The 25,111-nt window shown below is 53.3% G+C and carries 32 protein-coding genes and 2 pseudogenes; 12 read left to right on the top strand and 22 right to left on the bottom strand.

What is annotated here, in order from left to right; all coding sequences use genetic code 11:
* Positions 1-239: 239 nt before the first annotated feature.
* Positions 240-1,457, top strand: coding sequence for a methionine adenosyltransferase (locus tag E3E29_RS08420; RefSeq protein ID WP_167910527.1), 1,218 nt, complete (start codon positions 240-242; stop codon positions 1,455-1,457).
* Here E3E29_RS08420 and E3E29_RS08425 read toward each other — a convergent pair.
* From E3E29_RS08425 to E3E29_RS08470, 10 genes are all read right to left on the bottom strand, one after another.
* Positions 1,431-4,070 (bottom strand): ATP-dependent helicase, encoded by a 2,640-nt coding sequence (locus E3E29_RS08425; protein ID WP_167910528.1) that lies wholly within the window; start codon positions 4,068-4,070, stop codon positions 1,431-1,433. The two genes, E3E29_RS08420 and E3E29_RS08425, sit on opposite strands and share 27 nt — an antisense overlap.
* A 46-nt stretch (positions 4,071-4,116) precedes the next feature.
* The gene (locus tag E3E29_RS08430) at positions 4,117-4,806 is read right to left on the bottom strand and encodes a metallophosphoesterase (RefSeq protein WP_167910529.1); all 690 of its coding nucleotides are present in this window, start codon (positions 4,804-4,806) and stop codon (positions 4,117-4,119) included.
* A gap of 35 nt (positions 4,807-4,841) precedes the next feature.
* Positions 4,842-5,966 carry a winged helix-turn-helix transcriptional regulator gene (locus tag E3E29_RS08435; protein WP_240922826.1) on the bottom strand — a complete coding sequence of 375 codons (1,125 nt, stop codon included), beginning with the start codon at positions 5,964-5,966 and terminating at the stop codon, positions 4,842-4,844.
* Positions 5,967-6,160: 194 nt separating this feature from the next.
* Positions 6,161-7,168: a hypothetical protein gene (locus E3E29_RS08440; RefSeq protein ID WP_167910530.1), complete on the bottom strand. Its 1,008-nt coding sequence runs from the start codon at positions 7,166-7,168 to the stop codon at positions 6,161-6,163.
* A gap of 150 nt (positions 7,169-7,318) precedes the next feature.
* Positions 7,319-7,600, bottom strand: a complete 282-nt coding sequence (locus E3E29_RS08445) for a hypothetical protein (protein WP_167910531.1) — start codon at positions 7,598-7,600, stop codon at positions 7,319-7,321.
* A gap of 40 nt (positions 7,601-7,640) precedes the next feature.
* The gene (locus E3E29_RS08450; RefSeq protein WP_167910532.1) at positions 7,641-8,375 is read right to left on the bottom strand and encodes a sulfite exporter TauE/SafE family protein; all 735 of its coding nucleotides are present in this window, start codon (positions 8,373-8,375) and stop codon (positions 7,641-7,643) included.
* A 38-nt stretch (positions 8,376-8,413) separates the two neighbouring features.
* Positions 8,414-9,184, bottom strand: coding sequence for a sulfite exporter TauE/SafE family protein (locus E3E29_RS08455; protein ID WP_167910533.1), 771 nt, complete (start codon positions 9,182-9,184; stop codon positions 8,414-8,416).
* A gap of 4 nt (positions 9,185-9,188) precedes the next feature.
* Entirely contained in the window at positions 9,189-9,647 is a 459-nt protein-coding gene (locus tag E3E29_RS08460) for a M42 family metallopeptidase (protein ID WP_167910534.1), read from the bottom strand.
* Between the two features lie 10 nt (positions 9,648-9,657).
* A complete protein-coding gene (locus E3E29_RS08465; protein WP_167910535.1) occupies positions 9,658-10,659 on the bottom strand; it encodes a 2-hydroxyacid dehydrogenase in 1,002 nt (333 codons plus the stop codon).
* A 49-nt stretch (positions 10,660-10,708) separates the two neighbouring features.
* Positions 10,709-11,416 carry a TIGR02253 family HAD-type hydrolase gene (locus tag E3E29_RS08470; RefSeq protein ID WP_342764701.1) on the bottom strand — a complete coding sequence of 236 codons (708 nt, stop codon included), beginning with the start codon at positions 11,414-11,416 and terminating at the stop codon, positions 10,709-10,711.
* Positions 11,417-11,562: 146 nt separating this feature from the next.
* Between E3E29_RS08470 and E3E29_RS08475 the strand changes: the two genes are divergently transcribed.
* Positions 11,563-11,838 carry a hypothetical protein gene (locus E3E29_RS08475; protein ID WP_167910536.1) on the top strand — a complete coding sequence of 92 codons (276 nt, stop codon included), beginning with the start codon at positions 11,563-11,565 and terminating at the stop codon, positions 11,836-11,838.
* Here E3E29_RS08475 and E3E29_RS08480 read toward each other — a convergent pair.
* From E3E29_RS08480 to E3E29_RS08490, 3 genes are read right to left on the bottom strand one after another with little or no spacing between them, the layout of a single operon-like run.
* Positions 11,803-12,798, bottom strand: a complete 996-nt coding sequence (locus E3E29_RS08480; RefSeq protein ID WP_167910537.1) for an aminotransferase class I/II-fold pyridoxal phosphate-dependent enzyme — start codon at positions 12,796-12,798, stop codon at positions 11,803-11,805. The two genes, E3E29_RS08475 and E3E29_RS08480, sit on opposite strands and share 36 nt — an antisense overlap.
* Complete coding sequence (cbiB, locus tag E3E29_RS08485; protein ID WP_167910538.1) at positions 12,783-13,667, bottom strand: adenosylcobinamide-phosphate synthase CbiB; 885 nt, start codon at positions 13,665-13,667, stop codon at positions 12,783-12,785. The genes E3E29_RS08480 and cbiB overlap by 16 nt, the downstream gene beginning before the upstream one ends.
* Positions 13,655-14,401, bottom strand: coding sequence for a uracil-DNA glycosylase family protein (locus E3E29_RS08490; RefSeq protein ID WP_167910539.1), 747 nt, complete (start codon positions 14,399-14,401; stop codon positions 13,655-13,657). The genes cbiB and E3E29_RS08490 overlap by 13 nt, the downstream gene beginning before the upstream one ends.
* Positions 14,402-14,443: 42 nt before the next feature.
* Between E3E29_RS08490 and E3E29_RS08495 the strand changes: the two are divergent.
* The 9 genes and pseudogenes from E3E29_RS08495 to E3E29_RS08535 all read left to right on the top strand — a co-directional run bounded on the left by E3E29_RS08495 (position 14,444) and on the right by E3E29_RS08535 (position 18,298).
* Positions 14,444-15,087 (top strand): annotated as a pseudogene (locus E3E29_RS08495) (diphthine--ammonia ligase).
* 36 nt (positions 15,088-15,123) lie between these two features.
* Positions 15,124-15,357 carry a hypothetical protein gene (locus E3E29_RS08500; RefSeq protein WP_167910540.1) on the top strand — a complete coding sequence of 78 codons (234 nt, stop codon included), beginning with the start codon at positions 15,124-15,126 and terminating at the stop codon, positions 15,355-15,357.
* Positions 15,358-15,795, top strand: a complete 438-nt coding sequence (locus tag E3E29_RS08505) for a PIN domain-containing protein (RefSeq protein WP_167910541.1) — start codon at positions 15,358-15,360, stop codon at positions 15,793-15,795.
* A complete protein-coding gene (cobZ, locus tag E3E29_RS08510) occupies positions 15,792-16,205 on the top strand; it encodes an alpha-ribazole phosphatase CobZ (protein WP_167910542.1) in 414 nt (137 codons plus the stop codon). The genes E3E29_RS08505 and cobZ overlap by 4 nt, the downstream gene beginning before the upstream one ends.
* Positions 16,202-16,897, top strand: a complete 696-nt coding sequence (cobS, locus tag E3E29_RS08515) for an adenosylcobinamide-GDP ribazoletransferase (RefSeq protein ID WP_167910543.1) — start codon at positions 16,202-16,204, stop codon at positions 16,895-16,897. Before cobZ ends, cobS begins: the two co-directional genes overlap by 4 nt.
* Before the next feature lie 51 nt (positions 16,898-16,948).
* Positions 16,949-17,155, top strand: coding sequence for a DUF2281 domain-containing protein (locus E3E29_RS08520; RefSeq protein WP_167910544.1), 207 nt, complete (start codon positions 16,949-16,951; stop codon positions 17,153-17,155).
* The gene (locus E3E29_RS08525) at positions 17,142-17,522 is read left to right on the top strand and encodes a PIN domain-containing protein (RefSeq protein ID WP_167910545.1); all 381 of its coding nucleotides are present in this window, start codon (positions 17,142-17,144) and stop codon (positions 17,520-17,522) included. Before E3E29_RS08520 ends, E3E29_RS08525 begins: the two co-directional genes overlap by 14 nt.
* Positions 17,523-17,538: 16 nt before the next feature.
* Positions 17,539-18,096, top strand: coding sequence for an NTP transferase domain-containing protein (locus E3E29_RS08530; RefSeq protein WP_167910546.1), 558 nt, complete (start codon positions 17,539-17,541; stop codon positions 18,094-18,096).
* Positions 18,083-18,298: a hypothetical protein gene (locus E3E29_RS08535; protein WP_167910547.1), complete on the top strand. Its 216-nt coding sequence runs from the start codon at positions 18,083-18,085 to the stop codon at positions 18,296-18,298. Before E3E29_RS08530 ends, E3E29_RS08535 begins: the two co-directional genes overlap by 14 nt.
* Here the strand turns inward: E3E29_RS08535 and E3E29_RS08540 are convergent.
* A complete protein-coding gene (locus tag E3E29_RS08540; RefSeq protein ID WP_167910548.1) occupies positions 18,295-19,746 on the bottom strand; it encodes a cobyric acid synthase in 1,452 nt (483 codons plus the stop codon). The two genes, E3E29_RS08535 and E3E29_RS08540, sit on opposite strands and share 4 nt — an antisense overlap.
* Positions 19,731-20,471, bottom strand: a complete 741-nt coding sequence (locus E3E29_RS08545) for a radical SAM protein (protein WP_167910549.1) — start codon at positions 20,469-20,471, stop codon at positions 19,731-19,733. Before E3E29_RS08545 ends, E3E29_RS08540 begins: the two co-directional genes overlap by 16 nt.
* A gap of 55 nt (positions 20,472-20,526) precedes the next feature.
* Here E3E29_RS08545 and cobT point away from each other — a divergent pair, with 55 nt between their 5' ends.
* Complete coding sequence (cobT, locus tag E3E29_RS08550) at positions 20,527-21,528, top strand: nicotinate mononucleotide-dependent phosphoribosyltransferase CobT (protein ID WP_342764702.1); 1,002 nt, start codon at positions 20,527-20,529, stop codon at positions 21,526-21,528.
* 7 nt (positions 21,529-21,535) lie between these two features.
* Here the strand turns inward: cobT and E3E29_RS11875 are convergent.
* From E3E29_RS11875 to E3E29_RS08580, 7 genes and pseudogenes are all read right to left on the bottom strand, one after another.
* Positions 21,536-21,652, bottom strand: a pseudogene (locus E3E29_RS11875) (adenosylcobinamide amidohydrolase); the annotation flags it as partial.
* Positions 21,648-22,097, bottom strand: a complete 450-nt coding sequence (locus tag E3E29_RS08555; protein WP_167910551.1) for a type II toxin-antitoxin system VapC family toxin — start codon at positions 22,095-22,097, stop codon at positions 21,648-21,650. The pseudogene E3E29_RS11875 and the gene E3E29_RS08555, both read right to left, overlap by 5 nt.
* Complete coding sequence (locus E3E29_RS08560; RefSeq protein WP_167910552.1) at positions 22,087-22,287, bottom strand: hypothetical protein; 201 nt, start codon at positions 22,285-22,287, stop codon at positions 22,087-22,089. The genes E3E29_RS08555 and E3E29_RS08560 overlap by 11 nt, the downstream gene beginning before the upstream one ends.
* Positions 22,288-22,321: 34 nt before the next feature.
* Positions 22,322-22,912: an adenosylcobinamide amidohydrolase gene (locus tag E3E29_RS08565; RefSeq protein WP_342764697.1), complete on the bottom strand. Its 591-nt coding sequence runs from the start codon at positions 22,910-22,912 to the stop codon at positions 22,322-22,324.
* Positions 22,909-23,085 (bottom strand): hypothetical protein, encoded by a 177-nt coding sequence (locus tag E3E29_RS08570; RefSeq protein WP_167910553.1) that lies wholly within the window; start codon positions 23,083-23,085, stop codon positions 22,909-22,911. The genes E3E29_RS08565 and E3E29_RS08570 overlap by 4 nt, the downstream gene beginning before the upstream one ends.
* 51 nt (positions 23,086-23,136) lie before the next feature.
* On the bottom strand, positions 23,137-23,751 hold the full coding sequence (locus E3E29_RS08575; protein WP_167910610.1) for an HVO_0476 family zinc finger protein: 615 nt from the start codon (positions 23,749-23,751) through the stop codon (positions 23,137-23,139).
* 33 nt (positions 23,752-23,784) lie between these two features.
* Complete coding sequence (locus E3E29_RS08580; protein ID WP_167910554.1) at positions 23,785-25,089, bottom strand: ATP-binding protein; 1,305 nt, start codon at positions 25,087-25,089, stop codon at positions 23,785-23,787.
* Positions 25,090-25,111: the final 22 nt, after the last annotated feature.

The raw sequence follows: 25,111 nt of genomic DNA on the forward strand, positions 1-25,111 counted from the left end.
GGCGTACTCCAGCGGGCCGGAGGGGGCGGGCTCTGTGCGCCCGGCATCGTCTTACCCGCTCACGGCAACCCGAAAGCTCCCGGGCGCGACCGTCATGGAAAATTTTTCGGGAGGGATTTTAAGGTTTTTGAATTTGATAACCAGTAGGAATATTCATTGGAGCACTTCATGCCGAAAAGTATATAAGCGGATGAACAGACCCGAACAATGCCCCAGTTAATTTGTAGAAGGTGATGATCATGGCGGAGAAGGTTAGGAACATCGTCGTTGAGGAAATGATGAGGACCCCTGTTGAAATGCAGCAGGTTGAGCTCGTCGAGAGGAAGGGTATCGGACACCCCGACAGCATAGCGGATGGAATCGCTGAGTCCGTCAGCAGGGCCCTCTCAAGTGAGTACATCAAGAGGTATGGAATCATACTCCACCACAACACCGACCAGGTTGAGGTCGTCGGAGGAAAAGCCTACCCGCGCTTCGGCGGCGGTGAGGTCATCAAGCCGATATACATCCTTCTCTCAGGAAGGGCGGTTGAGATAGTCGATAAGGAGGAGTTCCCGGTACACGAAGTTGCCATAAAGGCCGCGAGGGACTACCTCAAGAAGGCCGTTAGACACCTCGACCTCGAAAATCACGTCATTATCGACTCCCGCATCGGCCAGGGAAGCGTTGACCTCGTCGGAGTCTTCAACAAGGCCAAGGAGAACCCGATTCCACTTGCCAACGACACCTCCTTTGGCGTCGGCTACGCCCCTCTCAGCGAGACAGAGAGGATAGTCCTCGAGACCGAGAAGCTCCTCAACAGCGACGAGTTCAAGAAGAAGTGGCCCGCGGTTGGAGAGGACATCAAGGTCATGGGCCTCAGGAAGGGCGATGAGATAGACCTCACGATTGCAGCGGCTATAGTTGACAGCGAAGTCGACACCCCGGACGACTACATGGCGGTAAAAGAGGCCATCCACGACGCGGCATGGGAAATCGTGGAGGAACACACCCAGAGGCCGACCAAGGTCTACGTCAACACCGCTGACGACCCGAAGAAGGACATCTACTACATCACCGTCACCGGTACCAGCGCCGAGGCTGGAGACGATGGCAGCGTTGGAAGAGGCAACAGAGTTAACGGCCTCATCCCGCCAAACAGGCACATGAGCATGGAGGCCGCAGCTGGCAAGAACCCCGTTTCTCACGTCGGAAAGATATACAACATCCTAGCCACCCTCATAGCCAAAGACATAGCCGAGCAGGTCGAAGGCGTTGAGGAGGTTTACGTCAGGATACTCAGCCAGATAGGCAAGCCCATCGACGAGCCGCTCGTTGCCAGCGTCCAGGTCATTCCGAAGAAGGGCTACTCCCTTGACGTCATAGAGAAGCCAGCCTACGAAATAGCCGACGCCTGGCTCGACGACATAACAAAGATACAGAAGCTCATCCTAGAGGAGAAGGTAACCGTCTTCTGAACTCTCTTCCATTTTCATTCTCCTCCAACTGGCCTCTCCAATCATCGCCATTATCTTCCTGTGGAGGGCCTTTATCATCTCCCTCCTGTCCTCCATGAGAACCACATCACTTGAACCTATCGCCTCGAGGTTGAAGGCGAACGGGCTCGGAAGCTCGTTTCTCTCGAAGACGACCTTAATCTTCCCCTCCCTCACCCAGCTCAGGAAGAGCTCAGCCTTTTCGACGTCCATCTTGTCCTCCATTATTTCCCTGTAAACCTCTCTAAGGAGCGGGAAGTCCGGGTAGTGCTCCTTGAGAACCTTGAGGAGCGAAACCGCTATGACCTGCTGTCTACCAAGCCTCTTCTTCCTCCCCACGTATCTCCTAAGAATCAGGAAGCCCCTGTTGGCAACGTGCCTGAAGCGTCTCTTCAAAAGCTCCGTGTTGTCCAGCGCCCTCTTGAGTATTTCCCTGAGATCCTCCAGCTGGAAGAGCTCCCTTATTTCGGTCTCGCTCAGCCTGGCCTCCTTTGGAACCCTAAGGAGGAAGCCGTTGTCGTTGAGGGCTATGCCGACGTTTACACCCTTCCACCGCCCGACGGCGTATGCAAAGGCCCTGCTGAGGGCATCGTTTGCCCTTCGCCCTATCAGAGTGTGGAAGAAGTATTCATAGACCTTCTCCTTCTCTACCTCTTCAACCAGAACGGTTTCATCATCCGGAACCGTCGAATACCTCTCCTGCTCGCGGAAGTATGCTATTATTGCCTTGGCGGCCCTCTCGTCTATCCCGTACTTCTTCATGAGGAGGGACTTGGCCCGCTTGTTGTTCAACAGCCCCTTCACCTCTCCCCTGAAGCGCTGGACGTCGAGGGCCAGGTCAAAACTTAGCGGGAGCATCTCAGAGAACCAAGCGGGAATGGTGGGTTTCGCCCCTTCGCGCGGGACGACGTATATCCTGTTGCCCCTGCTCTTGATGAACTCGTACGTCCTTCCAGCCAAGACAAAGATGTCTCCCGGCATCAGCCTCTCGGCGAACTCCTCCTCAACTGTCCCGATTATCTGTTTGTCCATTGTGTAAACCCTAATCTTCGCCTCGTCTGGAATCGTTCCAACGTTCATGTAATAGATCGCCCTCGTCATCTTTCCACGCCTTCCGAACTTCCCGTCCTCCATCCAGATTTTGGCGTAGACCTTCCTGTCTTCAAGCCCCTCGTAGCCTCCGGAGAGGTACTTCAGGATGCTCATGAAGTCCTCGAAGGGAAGCTCGTGGAAGGGATAAGCTCTCCTAACGAGCCGATAGGCCTCTTCGACCTCCCAGACCTTGTAGAGGGCCATGCCGACTATGTGCTGGACGAGGACATCAAGCGGGTTCTTTGGGATTCTGACCCTATCTAATCTTCTGTTCCTCGCGTTGTGCGCTAAAACCGTAACCTCAACGAGGTCGTCCCTGTCGAGGGCGAGGATAACGCCCTTGCTCACATCGTGGAGCCTGTGTCCAGCTCTACCTATGCGCTGGAGGGCTCGGTTAACGCTCTTTGGAGAGCCGATTAGGATGACGAGGTCTATCGTCCCTATATCCAAACCTAACTCCAGAGATGTACTGCTGACAACCGCCCCCAGTTCTCCCCTCTTCAGCTTCCCCTCGACGTCCAGACGGACCTCTCTCGACAAGGAAGAGTGGTGAGCCTCTATCAAACCTTCAAACTCGGGAAACCTCTTTTTAAGGTTGAAGGCCACTCTCTCGGCACCGCTCCTCGTGTTGGTGAAGATGAGCGTCGTCCTGTGCTCCCTTATGAGCTCCACCAGGCGGTTGTAGAGGGCATCGCTTAGAGTTCCCGCGTCGGTGTAGATGAGGTCTTCCACAACGCTCTCAACCTTTATTTCGGTCTGCTTTGCAAAGGAGACGTCCACGATAAGGCCTGGCCTTGGGGTTCCATCGTCGTTGAAGCCAAAGACGAACTTGGCAACCTCCTCAAGCGGATGAATCGTCGCGCTCAGGCCAATCCTGATGAACTCGTTCTCGGCCATCTCCTGGAGCCTCTCAATGCTCAGCGCAAGGTGTGAGCCGCGCTTGTTTTCAGCGAGTGCGTGGACTTCGTCAATGATGACGTACTTTACCGTCTTCAGCCTCTCGCCGAACTTGGGGGCGTTCAAGGCTATCGCAAGGCTCTCAGGGGTGGTTATCAGGATGTGGGGCGGCTTCTTCACCATCTTGCTCTTCTGATAACTGGATGTGTCGCTCGTCCTTATCCCAACCCTTATTTCAGGCAGGTCATAGCCGAGTTCCTTGGCCACTTCCTGTATCTCAGCCAGCGGCCCCTCAAGGTTTCTCTTGATGTCGTTGTTCAGGGCCCTAAGGGGTGAGACGTAGAGGACGTAGATTTTATCCTCAAGCTTTCCCTCTTTTCCGAGAAGAATCAGTTCGTTTATGGCGGAGAGAAAGGCGGAGAGAGTCTTTCCGGAGCCGGTGGGGGAGGAGATGAGGACGTTCTCTCCCTTGTGGATTTCAAGAACAGCATATCTCTGGGGAGGGGTGAAGGTGTCAAACTCCCGCTTAAACCACTCCCTAACCGGCTCGCTCAGAATGGAGTATATCTCCTCGTCCTCGTACCCCCTTTCGGCCCACCGTATCATGATCGGTACTTCTTAGGTTCGATTAAAAACTTTTTGGCTTCCAAAATCAAACCAAACTTAGCTTTCTCAGGGCATCCATAAGCTTCCCCAGCTCTCCAAAGTCGAGTACTTCATCCCCCAGCGGCACCAGAACCCTGAGCTTCGAGATATCAAACTTTCGAAGGAATGGAGAAACTATCTCCCTCGTCACATCGTTCCCGTAGGCCCAGGGGCTGAAAGCTGGAAGGACTATCAGTTCTTCTCCTGCCAGAAATGCCGGGACCTTTATCGCGGCACCAACCTCATCTCTCAACCTTATAGCAGGATGCTCATGGCCGATTATGAAGCGCTTTCCTCTCACAAGCTTGTGGCCGTGAACGACCTTCCAGCCGGAGAGCTCAAGTTCGTCTACTATCTCAACCCCCAGTTCCCGGAGCCAGAGGATTCCAACGTCGTGGTTGCCCCGGACGAGAATTATCTCATCAACAAGCCCGTTAATCCCTTCAAAGAACGTCCTAAGCTCCTGCATCTCCCTCTTCAACGGAACAAAGGAGTGCTTGAGGTCGCCGTCTATGATGAGCCTCTTAGGCTTCTCCTTTTTAAGAAGCCCTTGGAGAGAGGAGATTAGCTCGTCCAAGAGCTTGGGGATGTAGTGGCCCTCGCTAACCATAGCCTCCTCGAAGCCTACGTGGAGGTCGGCGACGATTAGGGTATTCCCAATCTTCAGCGCTTTCTCGGGGAGGAACTCAAACTTCATGGAGAAAAGTTAGAAAGGGGGTTAAAAACCCTAACTCAATCGAGCACCAGCTCGACCCAGTTTTCCCTCCCGAGCTTGTAAACGCGGACGAGACCGCGCTCTTCGAGCCTCTTGAACATCCTCCATGCTGTCGTCTTCGGAAGGCCGAGTGCGTCCCTAACCTTGGACTGGGGTGCCTTTCCGCCGTTTTCGACGAGGTATATCAGGGCTCCCCTCTCGTCGTCGTTGAGGTCCGGGATGGACTCGATCTTCTCCCTGAACCTCTGGAGTGCCTCCGGGCTTGCGCCGCTCTCGACTTTTTCAGGACCACTTCGACGGCGCAGGTAGAGATAGGCGCCGCCAGCGATCACCAGGATACCTATTAGGGCACCTATTATTTTTCCCGTCGATGAGCCGCCCGTTCCACCACCGGGGGTTGTTGTGGTCGTTCCGGTGGATGAGGTGGAAGTTGTCGTGGATGTCGTGGTAGTGCTTGTGGATGAAGAGGAAGCTGGTGAAGTGGAGGTAGAGGAGGTTGATGTTGTCGTCCCACCAGAGGGTATCGTCGAGGTAGTGGAAGGTGAAGAGGTCGTTGAGGAGGTGGATGACGTCGATGAAGTTGAAGAGCTAGAAGTGCTCGTTGAGCCCTGACCACCGGAAGAAGACGTTGTCGTGGTCGTCTGGACTGGGATTATGTAGGAGACGCTGACGTTCCCAGGGGGCATGACTATTGTGTTCCCCCGTATTTCAAGTGGGATATTGCTGAGGTCGGTTACTATGGCACCCCCTGGCAGGGTTATCGAAACCTCCACAGGGCTCTGGAGGGAGACCGTCCACACGGGCCCCTCCTTTGACGTCAGGTCAGGAGTGTAATAGGAGACGAGCACTTCACTAGCGTTTCCAAAATAAACAGTGGCATCGGTCCCGTTGATATCCGCGGGAAGGACGTTTCCGTTCTCGTCCAGCGCAATGAACCCATCCACGTTGCTCCCAAGGAGGGGAACATCGAGCACCACTGTGTAGTTGGCAGTTAAGACGGTCTCGTTGACGAGGACGTAGCCATCGGGATAAACCGTCAAGGAGAGGGACTCGGTGTACTGCGCCGAGACTGTTGGGAGGGTAAACAAGGCCAGGATGAACGTGAAAACCATCAGTGAGCCCATGACACGGGCATTCTTCATTTTTTCACCTCCTTCATCCACCCCATGAGATTTTTTCCTTACTCCACCAAACACACTAACAGGAACATTGTTTAAAACGTTTCCCCGAGAGCAGGCTTAACCGCTGAATTAGGAGAGGCCCTCAAAAAAACAAATAGGGATCGTAAATTAAAAAGAAATTCAAGGAAGAAAAAATGAAGATAAAAGTCGGTGAATCAGTGGTGGCCGTGACCCACGCCACGTCCTCCACCGTAGTGCACCGGCCAGTACATGCCCTCGTGCTTCTGGATCCACCTGAGCCTGAAAGCGGCCATCCTGATGTCAGGGAGGGACGTTTTGATGAGCTGGAGGGCCTCCTTAATTTTGCCCTCCCTGATGAGCTCAGTCACGTTCTGCCTGAGCTGGATGAGCTGCTGGGTGAGGTTCTTGATGACGCTGACATTTGCTCCCGTAAAGTTCTGGAGCCTCTCAAGGGCCCTTATCTGCATGTCAAGCTTCCGGGAAAAGGCGTTTGCGATGCCATGAGCGTGCTCCACGACGAACTGCCTCATGAGCCCCCTAATTGCCTGGTCAAGCTGTCCCCTGAGCTCCCTCGCTCTGGGCAGATCAGTCCTGAGGGCGGTTGCGTTGCCGCTCATCGCATCGACCACAACCTTCTTGTAGGCTTCCCTGGTTGCATTGTAGAGCTCCTCCACTTTCGTCACGTTGAGGCCCTGCGCCTCAGCGGTCTTTATCAGCATCTTCACATGGAGGAAGTACCCCCTCATGCGGAGTGCCTCGACCCTCGCGATTGTGCAGTTGTTTGGTTTCACTGGTTCAATCTTGCCCGCCTGCATAATAAGCACGCGCTTGTAGTCCCTCATCGCGGCAATGGCCGTGTGAATTGCCTCCTTGTAGCTCCCATTGTAATAAAGTGCCCATGCCTCCGTTCTAAGCTCCCCGGCGTTCTTGAAGAGTTCAACCGTCTCGTTGCTCACGTTGGTTGAGTTGGCCATGAGCTCAGACGTGTAGTTTGCCAGTCTGTCCACGATGCTCAGGAGGTCCTTCGCGGCCCTCTGGAGGGCGGTTACGCTCATGGTAACATTGGCCGTTGTGTTGGGGGCATTCCCATGTCCACTCTTCTCCTGAGCGCCGCTGGTGTTCCCTGCCAGTGCATAGGCCGGAACTATTGCCATTGTCATTATGAGTACAATCCCCACCACCAAAACCTTTCTCCCCACCATGCCTCATCACCATGAGTACCTGCAACGCCATTGTATATGAGGGATTCGCCGAAACCTGAAGGAAGAATTCGTTTCAGAATGTTCCAATATCATAACATAGGTACTAAAAGTTTTCAAAGGCATATCAAACCCTGATAAAGTATTGAAAAATCAAACGACCCCATTATTTTCGAGTTCTCTGACGAGCAAGGCTATGTTACATATTCCCTCCAACACGCTTTCAAAATTCGGAGTCTCCCCAAATTGAGCAAACAGCGAGCCAAAGTTGGGGTGCCACGCGTCGACCTGCTCTCTCCCCTTTGCAGCGATGATATACACGACCCAGCCCTTCTCCTTGAGAACCTCCACGAGCTTCCAGGCACTAGTCATGTCGCCTTCATCCCGTATTTCGATTCCATACTCCTCACGAACCTTATCGAACAGCTCGTTCATGCTCTCACCGGAGTGAGTTAGAAGGACGGTTAATAAACTTTCATAGGAGCATCTTGAGCGCGACGATGATGAGTAGAACCGCGAATATTCTCTTTATGAAAACCGGACGGAGGCGGTGGACGGCCAAGGCACCGTAGTGGGCACCGATTATCAGCCCGGGGGCAAGGAGGAGGGCAGCGTGGAGGTCAACCTGGCCGAGGCGGTAGTGGCCGATTGTACCCGCGAGCGCCGTGAAAAAGAGTGAGAGGCTGGAAGTCCCCACGGAGTACCCCATCGGAAGGCCGATGTAGGTGTGGAAGAGGGGGACGTTTAAAACGCCGCCGCTTATACCAAGGAGACCTGAAGTTAAACCCGCGAGGATTCCAACCAAGGGGACGCGCCGGTAGTTTATCTCTCCTGCTGTTTCGTTATGGCATTCGCCCCTGCTACGGAAGAGGGAGTACGTCAGGTAAAGGAGGAGCCCCGCAAAGATTACCTTCAGCGGTCGGGTGGGGATAAGCGAAGATAAGTAAGCCCCGATGACAGCGAACGGCATGGAAAAAGTCTCTTTTATCAGGACGACGCGGAAAAGAACTGCTCCCCTGCGGAGGTGAGTGTAGGCGGAGGCAAGGGCGCTTATGGTTATGCACGCAAGACTCGTGCCTATAGCTAAGTGAATCGGCTCGCCGAGGATGACTAGGGTTGGAACTATCAGGAAGCCGCCGCCTACCCCAAGGAGACCGGCGATGAAGCCTATGCCGAGTCCAAGGACGAAGTTCAGCAGATAGTTGAGCATGAAGCGTGATACCCTAAGGGAATTAAAAATCATTCGGCTCATGGAAACGGGTAACCCATCCCCTTGAGGATCATCCTTATCGCCAAGAAAGCCATCACGACGGCAAAGGCCCTCGTAAGCTGTGATGCCCTAGTTCTCTTGGCTATTTTCGCCCCGAGCTGGGCGCCGGTTATGAGACCGGGAACAAGGAGAAGCAGCCACCCGACCTCGACGTTGCCCATGGTGTAGTGCTTTATCGCTCCTGACGTGGCGGTAAAGACTATGGCGAAGCTGGAAGTGGCAACCGCGTAGTGTATCGGGAGGCCCATGTATGTTAGGAAAGGTACGTTTATCGCCCCACCACCGATTCCGAGAAGGCCACTGGCTATTCCCGCGATGAAACCGCCGATAGGGATGATTTTGTAGTCAAGTTTGACCTCCTCAATTCTGACCTCTTCGGGCTCAACGCTCTTCTTCCTGTATATCCTAATAGCGACGAGGAAGAGCACGGCACCGAAGATTACCTTGAGCTGAGAGGAGCTTATGTAGCTCGTTATCCATGCCCCGATGTAGGCGCCGATGACGGCCGTTGAAGCCAGCAGGAGGCCTGCCTTGTAGTGTATTCTGCGCTGCCTGTGGTAGGCTATCGCAGAGCTCAGGGATGTGAAAACGATCGCCGCGCTGGAGGTGCCAACGGCGTGGTGTATCTCAACACCGAGGAAGTTAAGAGTAGGGACTATCAGGAACCCCCCACCAAGACCGAACATGGCAGCAAGGATACCGATGAAGACGCCAATGAAGAAATAAACACCCCAAACAAACGCCCGCATGTTTTCACCACTCGAAGGTTACCGCCTCCACGAGTTTGACGAGCGCCTCGAAGTCCTCGTCCATGTATTCTTTTGGCAGGCCGATGCCCTCCTCCCCGGCCCAGATCAGCGGAAGGTCGTTCTTCTCAGCTATCTCCACAAGCCTCTCAGGAACCGCTCCAATGACGACTCCTTTACCTGGCTCAGCGTCGAAGAAGGACAGCTTAATCACGATCCCCTCGAAATCTGGCCTGAATCCGAAGGCAAAGACGTTCCTCCCTGGAATGTCGTGGTCCGTTAAGTCTTCTATCGCCTCAATGAGGGCCTTCACTAATGCCCACTCACTCTCAGGATTCTCAACGTAGAAAGCCAGTCTGTCGTAAACTTCTCCTTCCTCATCCACCAGCTCGGTGTAGATTCCCCCTCCAGTCTCAAGCGGGGGACTGTAAGGTTCAAGGAGTTCTTTAAGCTCGTCCATCCACATGTTCCCCACCTCAAAGCATCTTTACTTTCTCTGGCGGGCGGATCTTCACGACCTCCCTGTTCACGAGGGTATCTGGAACTTCCCCGCGGAGAACAGCGAGGAGGTTCCTTACGGCCTGGAAGCCCATGTCTTCCATCGCTTCCTTTGAAAGGCCAGCGTGGTGAGGGGTTAGGACGGTCTCCCACTCGTACTTGAAGAGCTGGTGTTCAGTCACCGGTTCCTTCTCAAAGACGTCAGTCGCGTAGCCCTTAAGCTTACCTTCCTCGATGGCCTTAACGACGGCCTTCTCGTCCACGAGCGTTCCCCTGCCAATGTTGACGAGGTACTTACCCTTAAGGAGCTTTAATCTCTCCTCGTTGATGATGTGGTAGGTTTCAGGCGTAGCGGGAAGGGCAAGGATGACAATATCGCTCTCCTTCAAAACTTCATCGAGCGGGAAATATTTCGCCCCGACTTCCGCCTCAACCTCCTCCTTCCTTGAGCGAGACCAGTAGATTATCTCCGTCCCCATTGCCTTCATTCTCCTCGCTATGCCCTTTCCAATGGCCCCCATGCCGAGAATTCCGACCTTCTTTCCGTAGACGGTCTCGATGTCCTTGAACGCGCTCCATATCATTGCGTGGCTCTCCCACTTTCCGGAGCGTATGAGTCTGTCGGTGTAGGGGATTTTCCTGAGGAGGGCTATCGTCAGACCGACGGCGAACTCCGCCACCGCCTCGCTAAGCCAGCCGGAGACCTTGGTGACGTATATCCCCTTCTCGGTCGCGGCATCAACGTCAACGTGGTCGTAGCCGGCCGAGTGGCAGCTTATGACCTTTAACCTCCCGGCCTTCTTGATAACTTCTCTTGGAACGGGATTTAGGGGGGAGACTATTAGTCCGTCGTAGTCCTTGATCTTCTCGGCTAACTCCTCGACGCTGGGATAGAGCAAGAAATCGACGTCAGCATACTTCTTCAGCTCCTCAACGGGCTTGCTCTTCATCTTGAAGATAACCAAAACCTCTGGCTTCATCGTATCACCGTTAAGATATGCGTCGAAAAAGTTAATAAACCTGTCGGGCTCACTCGTTGAGCCCGCGGACGATATCAACGACGTCTCTCAGTCTGGAGACAACAAAATCGCAGTTGCCCCAGAGTTCCCGCTTCTTGCCCTCGGGATCAAGCAGGATTGAGAGCATCCCCACGTTCCTAGACCCAACGCAGTCCTTCGAGGGATTGTCGCCAACGTAGACCGCTTCCTCCGGCTTCACCCCGGCGCGCTCAAGGGCCAGCTGGAAGGGCCTCGGATGGGGCTTGTAAAAGCCTGCATCTTCACTCGTCGTTATCGTGTCGAAGAGGTCGAGGATTCCGAGGGCGTCTAAATGGGCCATTATGTAATCGTTGTCGGAGTCAGTTATTATACCAACGTGGAGTCCCGCCCCCTTTAAGGCTTCAATGGTTTCTTTTGCATCTGGAAAGAGCTGGCCGTACCTCCGGTGCATCTCGATGCTGATGTCCCAGAACTCCTCCGGAACCTCGAAGCCGTACCTCTCGGCCACTTTCCGTATAGCTTCAGTGTCAACCTCGCGGATTTTAACGTAGGGCTTTCCGGTGAGTTCCCTGAAGAGAGCGGAGCTCTCGGCCTCGTACTCCTCCCAGAGTTTTATATAGTCGAGGTCTTCCCTTTCGGCCCTCTTGAGGACTTCCCTCACGATGTTCTGGTGGGTAATGTTTTCGCCGGCCTTCGTTATCAGCGTCCCCACGAAGTCGAAGAACACAGCCCTTATCACGGCCACCACCGGGTATGCTTCTCCAGGTCATTTAAACCCCTTTCCGTCAGTTCGTCAAGATTTCTATGGCTCTCTTTTGACAAATTGGCGAAAAGACGATAAATTTTTAGAAAAACTTTTATCAAAGAAGCGGGGTCTTAGAATGGGTGATAAAAACGGAGGCAATACTCCTCGTCTGGGGAGTAAGGGATGAGGTGCTTGAAAAAATCCCCGTGGAAGGGCAGTGGCTGTACGGGGAGTACGATTTCATAGCCAGGGTGGAGTTCGCCGATGTTGCGGAGATGGAAGCCTTTGAGAGGCTCCTGAGGAGAATCATCAACGGGAACACCTACAAGCTCCTGCCCGTAAAGATCTCGGCAGTTAGGGACAGGGAAAGTATGAAGGTCTCAGTGATCGAAGCCATACAAGAACTCGCCGTGTGAGAGCTCCAGAAGTGTTTTTATCAGCATGTTATCTTCCTCCTGCGTCCTGACCGAGAAGCGGATATAGTCGGGAAGACCGAAGCTGGAGCAGTCCCTTACGAGCACCCCCTTCTCCTTCAGCTCCTCAACCGTCTTTTTGGCATCTCCAACGTGCTTTACGAAGAAGTTCGCATCGCTCTTAACCCCAAGGGCTCTTTCAATCCTCCTCTTCTCCCGCCAGATTAGGGGCATCGTCCTCTTCAAATGCCTGAACTCATCCTCCAGCAGGAACTCAAGGAAAGCCACCCCTGTTGAACCTATCGCCCAAGGCATCCTGACGCTCCTGAAGGCTTCCGAGAACCCAAGCACGTAGCCGACCCTTATCCCTGGCAGGCCGTAGCTCTTTGTGAAGGTTCTGAGCTTCACGACGTTCTCTCCCTCAGGGCTTTCGGGCCTCTCCACGAAGTCTATGAAGGCCTCGTCGAGGACAAGCAGGGCGTTCCTGTCCTCAACGGCATCTAAGAGGGGTTTCAGCTCCCTTTTCCTGTAGAACTTCCCATCCGGGTTGTTTGGGTTGCAGAAGAACACTACTGAGTTTTTCTCAACAAGCCGGGAAAGCCCTTCGGGGTCGTTTGGACCTTTGACGACCATCGCCCCAAAGATTCTGGTGACCCTTTCGTACTCACCGTAGGTGTGAGAAGGGATTATCACCTTCTTACCCCTCAGCCCAAGGATTCCAAGGAGATAGAGGGCCTCGGTTATTCCAGCCGTTACAGTAACGGGCTCGCCCACCAGCTCTGATAGGCCTTCCTCAAGCTCCTCATAGTAGAGGTAGTGGTCGCTTATCTCCCTAGCCCTCTCGAACATCTCATCCAGCCACTCCGGCGGATAGGGGTTCAAGGAAGCCGAGAAGTCTACCAGCCCCTCATCCTTTCTCCTTGCCCCGCCGTGGTAGGTGGAGAAATTCACGGCTTCAAGCATGGGCACACCCCCGTTGCGAGCGGTATCATCACGATCACAACCCACTCAGCAACAATCGTCCAGTAAACCCTCAAAGCTCGTTTTATGTCCTCGTTTTTTGGTTCTCTACCTGGAAAGCCGTAAACTCCAGACTTCTCAAGCCAAACTCCGAGGACTGCACTCATGGCCGCCATTGGCTTGTCGGAGTTTATCTTGAACCTCGCCATCTTGCAGTACTCCAGAATCTTTCTCCCGCCGAGGGGGAGGTAGAGGAGAACGGTTAGCCGGGCAGGGATGAAGTTCAGGACATCATCAAGCCTCGCCGAAAACTTTCCGAAGAACTCATAGCGCTCGTTCCGGTAGCCGAGCATAGCATCGAGCGTGTTCACGGCGCGGTAAACTACCACCCCCGGAAGGCCGAAGAGGAGGAAGTAGAAGAGTGGCGCCACAACCGAGTCGTTCAGGTTCTCCGCGAGGCTCTCTATCGAAGCCGAGTTCAGGTGGGCTTCATCGAGAGCTTTCGTGTCCCTGCTGACTATCATCGAGACAGCCTTTCTCTTCTCCCCAATGTCATTGGTTATCGTCCTCGAAACGTGCTCGTGGAGGCTCCTCACGGCGAAGGAGCTTTTCAGGAAGTAGGCCGCGAGGATGTAGTTGAGTGGGAAGGGAGGGCAAAAAGGCAGAATTGAAAGGAGAAATGCAAAGGTAATTACAATCAACGCTGTGAAGAGTCCAACCATGAAATCAAGGACTGGAGAGCACCTCCTGTAGTGAGAGTCGAGAAAGTCCACTATCTTCCCGAACCAGACGACAGGATGGAGCTCCGACGGAGGCTCGCCGAGTACCAAGTCCCACGCGAGGGCCAGGGAAAAGACCGCTAAGGCTTCCATTCTCCAAAGGCCTCCTTTATTACGTGATATTCTTCGAGGATTCCACAATTTGGCTCTCTCACGCCCTTCCTCACGTACCAGGCAGGATGGCGGAGGTAACTCGCATTAAAGCCGAGCTTCCTTAAGGCCCTCTGGGCTGTTCTGCCGATTGCGAAGACCGCTTTCGGTTTTAGAATCTCCAACTCCTCAGCCAAAAGCTCCAGCGCACCCTCAGGGATGCCCTTCAGCCTGTTTTCAGGCGGATTGCACTTGACGGCGTTGGCTATGTAAACGAAATCCGGGTTGAGGCCGAGGGCGAAGAGAACCTTCCTTAGGAGCATTCCCGAGGCATCCCGGTAGAAGCATATTCCAGTCTTTCCACAACCCCTCCTCCCAGGGGCCTCTCCGACGAGGACGAGGCCCGAGCCAGGCCAGCCGTTGGCCAATGGAAGTCCTTCGAACTCCCCAATTTGAAGCTGATAACGGTAGTTCTCCTCGCCGCAGGAATGGATCGGGTCTTCCAAAAGCTCCCGGTAAAGCTCCGTGAGCTTTTTTCCAGTCTCAATGTCCCGCTCCCCGACCACAAGGAATCTCTCAGAGGGGTTGTAGATCGTCCTCGCGTAAGGGCCGTATGTTCTCTCGTCGAGCACTAAAAAGTCCCTCCAGTCCCGGATGGGAAAAAGAGTCGTCTTCAGGTTCCTCGGGTTGATGTAAACCTCTCCGGTCTTCCTGAGCTTCCCGAACTCCAAGAGCATAATGGATAAAAACTCCATGGGGTTTATAGCTTTGGTGGTTGAATGACTAAGGGAGTTGCCTTCTTTTCGGGTGGCAAGGACGGGCTTTACGCCCTCCATCTCGTGGGGAGAATGAGGGTAGAGGTGCCCTATTTGTTGACCCTCAAGACGACGATAGGACTCTCCCCCCACTGGGAGAACTTTGAGGCGCTGAAGACGTTGGCAAATGCAATGGGGAGGGAGGTTTTAACCTTTGACATGGCGAGGGGGAGTGATGCACTGGCGAGGTTCATAGGGTCACTCAACGTTGATTACCTCATAGCGGGTGATGTTTACCTCGAAGACCACCTGAGATGGGTGGAGCACTTGGCGGAGAAGGCCGGCGTAAAGCCCCTAGAGCCCCTCTGGGGAAGGGACACAAAAGAGCTCGCGGAGGAAATGCTGGATGCAGGCTTCAGGTGGGCAATAATAGCGGTAAATAAGAAAAAGCTCGGGAAAGAGTGGCTTGGCTACACCTTCCGTTTGATTGATGATCTGGAAGGCTTTCTCAACGCCAACCCGGGCGTTGATCCAATAGGTGAGGCCGGAGAGTTCCACACGGTCCTGTTGGAATCTCCGCTCTTTAAGGAGAGATTGACATCGAAATAAAGTCCGTTGAGGAAAGCGAGAGGTACTGGTGGGTGAGGTTTGGGCTGAGAAAGACATAATAACGTTTAGGCGTTAGGGGTACTGAGGTGAGGTTTATGGGAACGTCCGAGATCGTCATACGGCTCAAGGTGCCCCCCGAGTGGGAGGGAATGTTTGAGGCCATTAGGGAAAAGGTGATCCTTGAGGTCTCCCAGGAAATGCAGCGGAGGATTGGAGAGGCAAGAAAGTTTGAGGAGATTCTAAAGAAAGCTCAACCTGACGAGGAAGGCCTCAAAAAGCTCGAAGAGGAGATAAAAGAGTCAATAGCCCGGAGATATGGGGCGGTGTGAATGGAGCTTGTGCTCGACTTCAACGTCATCTTCTCGGCACTTTACGGAAGAGGCGTTGCTTACAAAATTTTTATGGAGAACCACGTCCTAGATAAGTTCCGACTCTTGATTCCAGCCTATTTATGGGAAGAGCTTGACTCCAAGCGCGAGAGAATATCGAGGCTCACGCATTTGAGTGAGGATGAGGTTGCCTACGTGCTTTCGATTATACGGAGACAGACTGTTGTAATTCCTGAAAACGTAATCCTTCAAGGAGTGGAAAAGGCTGGGGAAATCTGTCCTGACCCAAAAGACATCCCATATGTGGCCCTCGCTCTGGCACTCAACGTCCCACTTCTTACGGGAGACAAGAAGCTTGCGGAATCTGTTGGTGGATATATCAAGGTTTACACTCCCAGAGAAGTTTTAGACTTCCTTGAAGGCAGGTCTGAGCTATGAACGCCCAAGAACTCCTCAAAAGGCTCGAATCACTGGGGATAACCCTTGATGCAATGATTGACGCAGCCTTGGAGCTCTATATCGGGGAGGAAGAAGAGGCCGTTAGGGAAAAGCTGCAAAAGCTCATGCTCCATTATCTGAATGACATCAACGCCCAGGCCCTTCTGATGGCCGCTCTGCTGCTTGAGGATGCTTTTAAAGTCGAGGGCGACCCCGTGAACCTCGTGGCAGATGAGCTCATAGGAATAAACATCGCAGAGTACATCGGCGGAAAGATGGCGCTCTTCAACTTCTTCTACTACGACACGAGGAAGCCCGGAATCCTGGCGGAACTTCCACCCTTTCTGGATGATGCCATCGGGGGCTTTATAGCCGGCTGCATGACAAAGGTGTTCGAGGGAGAATTATGAGGAACGTCCTACCGTTTTTGACAAGAGTTCCCGTCAAAGGGGACTTTGAAAAGATTCCAAACGAGCTGTGGGCCTTTCCTCTCGTGGCCCTTGTTAGCTCGGCCCTTTCAACAGCCGTTCTGTACCTAAAACTCCCCCTCGCCAACGTGCTCGCGGTTCTCGCTCTCTACTGGACGATAGGCCTCCTCCATCTAGACGGCCTGGCCGACTGGGCCGACGGAATAATGGTCAAGGGAGATAGGGAAAAGAAAATCCAAGTTATGAAGGACGTGAACACTGGGGTAGCCGGGCTTTTTGCCGTTGTCATAGTTCTCCTCCTCCAGGTCTACTCCCTCCAGCGCCTCCCGTTCTACGCTATCTTCTTAGGCGAACTGAACTCCAAGATGGCCATGCTTTTGGCTCTGGCAACCAAAAAACCCCTCGGAAATGGGCTGGGGGCGTATTTCATGGGGAAGATGAATTGGAGGCAACTGGCCGTTGGGGTGTCCCTCTACGCCCTCCTCTACCTTCCCGTTGGCCTCTTTGAGCCGGAAGCTTTAGCTGGAATCCTCGGACTCCTTTTTGGGGTCTACATTGTCCGACTCTCTCTGAAAGACTTCGGCGGAATAAACGGGGACTGCATTGGCGCCGTTGCCGAGATAACGCGGACCGGGACGGTTTTAGTTATGGCCATCGCGTGGTGGTACGCGTGAGTTGTGCGATGGGTTTAAATTCAGGGAAGGACAAAGAAGGGTGGTGGAAGCATGGAGAATGTTGAAAAAATACTGAGTGAGCTTCCCCCTGCGGCGAGAAAGGAGCTTCTCGACTACGCCGAGTTCCTCATGAAGAAATACAAAAAGAAGGGCAAGAAGTTTACCTTCTCCTGGGAAGGGAAGTTAAAGGACATTAAAATGAGCTCCGTAGAGCTCCAGCGCAGGCCACTGGAGTGGAGGAAGGATGTATCTGGTTGATACGAACGTCTTTCTGGAGATACTCCTCAGCCAAGAAAAGAAAGAGGAAGCCAAACGATTCCTGATCGAAAACGAAGGCAAGCTTTCCGTTAGTGATTTCGCCCTTCATTCCATTGGGATAATCCTGTTCAAACTAAAACGGCCCGAGGTTTTCAGGGAGTTCCTCAACGATGTTCTGCCCAATGTAACCCTCCTCACACTTCCAGAGGGCAAATACGAATACGTTGTGGAAATTCACCTTCAGAGTGGTTTGGATTTTGACGATGCCTACCAGTGTGCCCTGGCAAGGACGTTCAACCTCACGATTGCAACCCTCGACAGCGACCTTCTCAGGGCCCCGCAGGATGTAAAGGTGAAACTGCTCTAAATTCACGGTGGTATCTTTGATAATTATCCTCGCTGGAGGAAGATCAACGCGCATGGGGAAGGAGAAGCCCGTTCTTAGGATAGCTGGAAAGGAGATGCTCCTATGGATTTACGAAACTGCTTCGAAGGTCGGCAAGACCATCGTTGCCCTCTCACGAAACACACCGAAGACGAAGGAGCTGTGTCTCCGTGAGGGGATTCCCTTCATTGAAACGCCAGGTAAAGGATACGTTGAGGACGTTCGGTGGCTCCTGAGGGAGTTCGGGCCTTTTATAAGCTCCTCAGCAGACATTCCCTTCGTAAAGCCGAGCGATTTTTATGCCCTCAAAAAGGCATTCGACAGAAGGGAGAGTCTGACTGGAGTTCTGCCTCTCCAGAAAGTTCCCAAAGACCTTAAACCGCTCGTTTACCAGGGTTACGCGGTAGTAGGCCTCAACGCCGTGGGCCTTGATGGGGAGAGGTTCTTTGAACTTGAGAACCCGCTTTTGGCATTAAACGTCAACACGCCGGAAGAGTTAAAGCTCGCTGAAAGGATAGAGAGACTCGTTAGGGGGGATGAAAGTGAGATACCGTAATAGGATAGCGAGTGCTTTGGCATTAATCCTCCTTGTGATGGTCGGGACTGTCCTCCTAACAGGTTTTCTGCTTTTTGCTCTCCTCCTGTTCGCGATTTTTCTTCTGCTCATCGCCGGTCTCTACGTTTACATACGCCTAAAGCTCTGGTGGAGGAAGAGACATCCGCCTAAAGAGCTTGAGAGGCCGGAGGATTACGTCTAAAGTCCCAGCCCCTCGATGATGTAGTCTATGTCAACGCTCCTCTTCACAACACTGGCAAACCTCTCTATCTCCTCCTCAATGCTCCACTCCCCGACCTTCACAGGTTCAAGACCCTTCTCAGCCCTCAAGGTGTTGAGAAACCGCTCCGTGAAGGCGAAGTTGTGGAAGATTCCGTGGAGGTAGGTGCCGAAGGCCCTCTTGCCTATAGCTCCTTCGGGCTCAAAGGCCCCGCTCCCGTTTATCGAGGTGATCACCGAGAAAGGTTTATCGCTTGTGGAGCGCCCCATCCTGATCTCGTAGCCCTCAACCATCATCCCTTTCGCAGGCTCCCACAGCACCTCAGCCCTCAGGTAGTTCGTCCTCTTCTCCCGGGAAAAGACGGTTTTGGCTGGAAGGAGACCGATGCCCTTGATTTTTCCGCGTTTTGATTCAACATCATCAACTATCTCCTCCCCAAGCATCTGGAAGCCGCCGCATACTCCCACGACGAAAGAGCCTTCCCTGTGGGCTTCGATTATCGCATCCTCAATCCCGTTCTCCCTCATCCAGAGCAAATCCTCCACGGTGTTCTTGCTTCCGGGAATTATTATGAGGTCGCCACTTATTTCCTCAGCCCTCGTCACGTAATCCACGCCGTTCGCCCAGTGGAGAGGCTCGAAGTCAGTGAAGTTGCTTATATGCGGGAGCTTGATTATCTGGATGTGCAGGTCGCCCTTAACCTTCGGGAACTCGGCAAGCGAGTCCTCTTCAGGCAGGCGGTGGTCTATGTAGGGCACAACGCCGAGAACCGGCTTTCCGTAGCGCTCTTCGAGGAACTCAAAGCCCGGCTTTAGGAGGGAAGGGTCACCCCGGAACTTGTTGAAGACGAAGCCCATAACGAGGTTCCGCTCCTCCCCGCTCAAAAGCTCCATGGTTCCGACGAGCTGGGCAAAGCTCCCGCCCCTGTCTATGTCTGCAACAAGAATGACCGGAGCGTTTACGGACCTCGCAACGCGCATGTTGGCTATGTCGTAGTCCTTGAGGTTTATCTCGACCGGCGAGCCGGCTCCCTCGATTATGACCAGCTCGTGCTCCCCTATGAGGGCTTTCAGGGCTTCCACCGCCTTCCTAAAAAGTTCCTCCTTCCGCGAGAGCATGTAATCCCTGGCGGAGACGCTCCCCATCGGCTTCCCCATGAAGACGACTTGGCTCCTCAGGTTGCCCTCGGGCTTGAGTAGGATCGGGTTGAACCTCACGCTCGGCTTTTTCTTGCAGGCGAGCGCCTGAAGGTACTGGGCGCGGCTTATCTCGCCCCCTTCGATGCTCGGTGCCGAGTTGAGGCTCATATTCTGGCTCTTGAAGGGAACAACGTCATAGCCGAGGTTCGCAAAGATTCTGCAGAGGGCCGCAACGAGAAGCGACTTTCCGGCTCCCGACATTGTACCTTGGATCATCAGCGCCTTTCCCATCTTCTCACCTCCGGGTAAAGAATTTCAGGGGGCTCAATGCTTCCCTTAACGCGTATCCTATCTGTCTTCGGCAGAATTTCTCTCACGCGCTCTATGCATTCATCCACCTTCTCAATGTTGGCCCCTTGAACGAGCGGGTCTATTCTGAGCCTCATTTCAGGGGTGATGGACGCTACGAAGCGTGCTATCCTTTCTATTTCGTCGCACTCCACGAGGCCAGGTACAAAGACCGTCTCTGCGACAAGCTTCCCTGTTCCCGCATAGCTTCTGAAGTTCTCAATCGCTCTTCTGTTAGATACTCCCGTTATTCTACGGTGGAGTTCATCATCGAGGGCCTTTATGCTGAAGGTTGCACCCTCGGCGAGCCCTACCATCTCGTCGTCGAGGTTCTCGCCGTTGGTGACGATCCAGGGGTTTATCCCCTCACGTCTGAGGGCTCGCATTAGAGTCTTGAGCTCGGGGTCTAAGGTTGGTTCTCCACCGCCGAGGAAGGCAGTTGTAACCTCTGCATTTTTCAGAAGGTTAGCGACCTCATCAACGGAGAGGTATCTGACTCTGCCCGCCTTCCATATGGAGTCGAGTCTTCTGCGCGTTTTCAATGGCAAGCAGAGGCTCCAGCGCGTTACCTTTCTCCACACGCAGAACGAACAGTTCCAGTTACAGCCATCGAATAACACGTAGGCGCTTCCACTCTTGAACCTGACCACATGGTAAATCCTCGTCATTCCCCCACCCAACAGATTTAAATTGTCTCTGGATAAAAAGTCCACGGTGGTCGAAGTGAAGAGCCTCTTCGTTTTAGTCCTGGGAAACACGGAGGTCAGCTTGATACCTGGAATAAGCGTCGCTGGAGCGTCTCCCGAACTTACGAAGCTGACTCCACCTGCCGACGCTGAATATCTCCTCTACGAGAAGCCGAGGATAATAAACGCCATACCAGTAACTCCCGAAGGACACCCAACGCCTGCCATAATCACCAAGGCAGCGAGGGAGCTTGCGAACTTTCCGATACTCGTGGTCAGGGGAGGAACACACCTCGCTCCACTCGTGCCCCACGTACACATAAGCTCCGCTGTCGGAAGGGACTTCAGGAAAGAGCCGGCACTCCCAGAATTCGGTGAGATTATCAGGATGGCAAAGCTCCTCGGTGAGGAGCTGAATAAGACGGACATAGAGGAACTGGTGATAGGCGAATCAACTCCCGGCGGAACCACAACAGCCCAGGCCGTCCTCTGGGCTATGGGCTACGATGCGAGGACGAGCTCTGCCGCTCCAGATAACCCGCAGAGCCTCAAAGAGCAAGTTATTGCTGGAGGATTCAAGAGGGCAGGAATCGAGAAAGGCCAGCTAAGAGACAACCCGCTCGAAGCGCTCAGACAGTTCGGAGACCCGATGATGACCGCCGTCGTTGGTCTGGCGCTCGGCTTTAAGAAGAACATCGTCTTAGCCGGCGGAACCCAAATGCTGGCAGTATCTGCCCTTCTGAAGGCCCTCGGCGAGGACTTGAGCAGGTTCATGATAGCGACCACTAAGTGGGTCGTAAACGACAGGAGCGCGACCTTCCTTGATACGGCGAAGGAGATAGGAATAATCACCTACGCGGCCGACCTAGACTTCTCAAAGAGCGAGTTCAAAGGCTTAAGAGACTATGAGAACGGCTACGTCAAGGAGGGCGTTGGAGCTGGAGGGGCGACCTGGCTCGCCGTCAAGGCCGGCTTATCACCTGATGAGATTTCCGCGAAGGTTGAGGAGCTCTACAGAAGGCTTATGGAGATGAAATGAGCACCTTTTATTTTCCGTTCTTTTCCCACTTCCTTAAACTCTCCTCCAGCGCCCCTCTAACTGCCCGTCCGATGTTTATTCCAAGCTCTGTTGCCGTCCCGGCCCACTCTCTTTCTCCCTCAAATCCTGAGCAACTGGCTCTTTATTCCAATCTCTCTTGCCTTTTCGTACATCTTTAGATCATCTGTAACGAGGACGGCCTTGCAAACTTTTGCACAGGCCAGAAAAAGAACGTCAAAGCCGCTCATCTTTGTCTGAATTCCGAGTTCTATGGCTTCGTCGAGAAGGTAAATATCAGAATAAAAGCTTGAATGCTGGATTAAAAACTGAACGGCGGCCTTCGAGAGGGTCTCACTGCTGGAAAGCCTTGAGACGACTGTTGCAACTTCGACAAGCATCACAAGAGGCTCGTGAAGGGCCATCTCCCCACTTTCCACTTTACGGAGAATTGATTCAGCTTTCTGGTGGAGGGCAAGCCTTTGGAGGTAGATATCGTCCCTCTTCTTTCGTCTCGGAGGAACAAATCCCTTAACGAAGACGCTGGTGTCCAAGACAGCCTCAATAGTCATAGTCTTTCTCCCTCATTTTCCTTACCATCGCTGTAATATCCTCGACATCTTCGTCATAGTTAGTGAGGCTCTCAGCCAAGCGTTTAATCTCGTCGAGAGTTATCCGTTTCATTCCAAGTTTTTTGAACTTCACTTCAAGCATCAGATCCTGAGCATCAAGAAAAATCCTCTCGATCTTTGCTTCTTCCATCCTCTCACCAAGGTGAATTTTGATAAATGTGTATTTAATCCTTTCTCGATGATCCCCACTTCTCCAAGCTCTCCTCCAGCGCCTCTCTAACCGCCCGTCCGATGTTTATCCCAAGCTCTGTCGCCGTCCCAGCCCACTCTCTTTCTCCCTCAAAGGCGAAGACTCCTATTCCATCGCTGGTTGTCCCGGTCGCATTGTAGCCGAGCCTCAGCAGGGTGTAGGTCTTCGCTTCCGTTGCGGTCATTATTGCGTTTGCCATCGCTCCGACCGTTAGGCCGTCCTCAATCACGACTGCAATGTTTATCGTTCCAGGACTCCAGGGCGGCGGCACTTCACCCGCTATCGCCGGATTGGTTATTCCGGCCGTCACGTAGGCCGTAACGCTTCCGCTCCTTGAGACGGCCAAAACTTTCTCAACGTTCGCGGCAGTCATGAAGCCGACGAAGGCCGTTAGACCGTTCTCCCGCTCGAACTTCAGGCAGTCCTCCATGCAGTCGCCCGAATAGTTCCTGGGAACCATCATGAAGAAGAAGCCGTTTGCCCTGAATAGGCCCCCATTATGGGGAGCGTTGCTGAGTGCGAGCATCGGCCCTTCAAAAGGGAGGATGAAATGATTGAACTTCACCGCCGCCTCCCCCGATGGTAGTCCATGCGGAGGGCTATGAAGATGAATAAGAAGAGTATCGTGAGGTAGTAGCTCACACGGAAGGGAATAACCCCAACAATGCCGAGCGTATAGAGGAAGGTAAGAAAGAGAACCAGAACGAGGAGAACCCGGTAGGCTTTCTTTCTCTCCATCGGCAACCCTCAGGCGGAGTTTTCATCCCGGCTCAGGAGCGACCAAACTCCTCATCGGGCCTCCTTTCGGTAGCCCCTGTATATCTCCAGGCTTCTCCGTGCCCTAGCGCGCGGAATGTGGTGTCCCATTATGGTGTGTATCTCGTCCGCCACGGCGGAACCGTGCTTTACTGCTCCCCTCTCGGTTCTAATCCTCTCTATCCTGAAAGTGTAACCACCAACCTCAAGAACCTCACCGACGGCGAACTCCTCGTTGCGAGGCATTTTAACCCGGAAGGACTGCGTAACCCCACCAGAGGTATAGATTGAGACCTTTATGACCTTTGGATAGGTGAGGCTCTCGCCCCAGAGGGTCTTGACTTCCTCAACTTTAGCCCTCTCCACCCGTTTGTCCCCTTCGAGCTCTATACCGGTTATCCTGACCTCCTCTTCCTCCGTCTCGACGATATCACCGACCCTTATTTCCTCGCCCTCAGGAAGCTCGGCCTCGCTCTTGAAGCTCCTCTCGTGCTTGCTGACGATGAGCGGAACCTTCCTGAACTTCGGAAGGGTGACGTGCCAAACATTTCCACAGTCGTTACAGCGAAGGGTAAGCTCTCTCCCCCTCTCCTTTATGACCTCAACGTTCTCGCTACCGCACTCAGGACATACGAACAGTTCCTCCATTTCTCTCACCGGAAAGGAAGAAGGGAAAACGGTTTATAAACCTGCCCCAAGGAGCCACTTCCAGAGGGGTATGAAGTCAATCTTCTTCCCATCAACGGTTTCCGTGGCCTCGTATTCCCACGTAATCACCTTTAGGTTTTCACAGCCGAGGGTTTTTGAAGCGGAGAGAAGCGCTTTTAACTCCCTCCTCTTTGTCTCTGGATCATCAACACTCCAGCTGACCTGGATCAGCTCCGAGACCTTCGACCCCCTTGAAATCACGAAATCAACTTCCCCCTCGCGCCCTTCCCAGTAGTGAACCTCGATTAGGGGGTCAAAGTAGTGCTTTCTCCTCAACAGCTCAACGGCTACGATGTTCTCCAATCTGAAGCCTAAGTCCTCCACTCCGAGGGATTCTGCAAATCCGACATCGGCCAGATAGAGCTTTGGAGCACTCCGTAGGGACTCCACACTGTTGCCGTGGTACTTACGAACGGGGATGACGAACCCGATGTCCTCAAGGTAGGAGAAGTACTCATAAACGGTCGGTTTGCTTATTTTGACCCCTATAGAGGATAGAAAACCGTGGAGCTTTCTCACCGAGGCCTTCCGGGCAAAATTCCTTGTTATAACCCGGATCAGGGCCTTCATGGCTGAGCTCTTTTCAACACCGTATCTCTCAATTAGATCCTTGTAAACTATCAGGTCAAGGTACTCTTGAAGGGTTTTGATCTTGAGGAGGGGCGAATAGTCCACTATTCCCGGGAAACCGCCGTATCTGAGGTACTCGTCGAGGAGAGCAAAAAGCCGACCCCTCCGGGCTTCGGTTAGGGGAAGAGTCGGTTTAAAACTCTTGAACTCCAAGAACTCCCTGAAAGACAGAGGAAAGAGCTGGAACGACAGCGTTCTCCCCCTGAGGGAAGTTGCGATCTCCTTCGAGAGGAGTTTGGAAGAAGAACCCGTTAGAAAAACCCTAGCGTTTCCCCTCTCCACCAGCCGCCTCACGAACCTTTCCCATCCATCTACAGCCTGCACCTCGTCAAGGAAAAGGTAGATAACCCTAGCTCTGGGGTTGTGCTTGTGATAGAGCTCAACTATGCTGGAGAGATCCATGGCCGTCATTCCAACTAGCCTCTCGTCCTCGAAGTTAACGTAAAAAAGCCTCCTGAGGGGGAGCCCAGAATCCATGAGCCCCTTCATCGTCGCGTAGAGGAGGTGGGTCTTACCTACCCTCCTGAGGCCAAAGACGGAAAGGGCAGTGGCGAGGTTCGTAGGCAGGACGAGCTCCCTTTCCTTCACCTCTGGGAGTCCAAGCTCCCAAAACTCTACTATGGCCTCCTCGAGCACCTCTCTCATCATATGTACAACTCAACTTTACCAT

It is taken from the genome of Thermococcus sp. Bubb.Bath (genome assembly GCF_012027595.1).
Classification (GTDB): Archaea; Methanobacteriota_B; Thermococci; order Thermococcales; family Thermococcaceae; genus Thermococcus.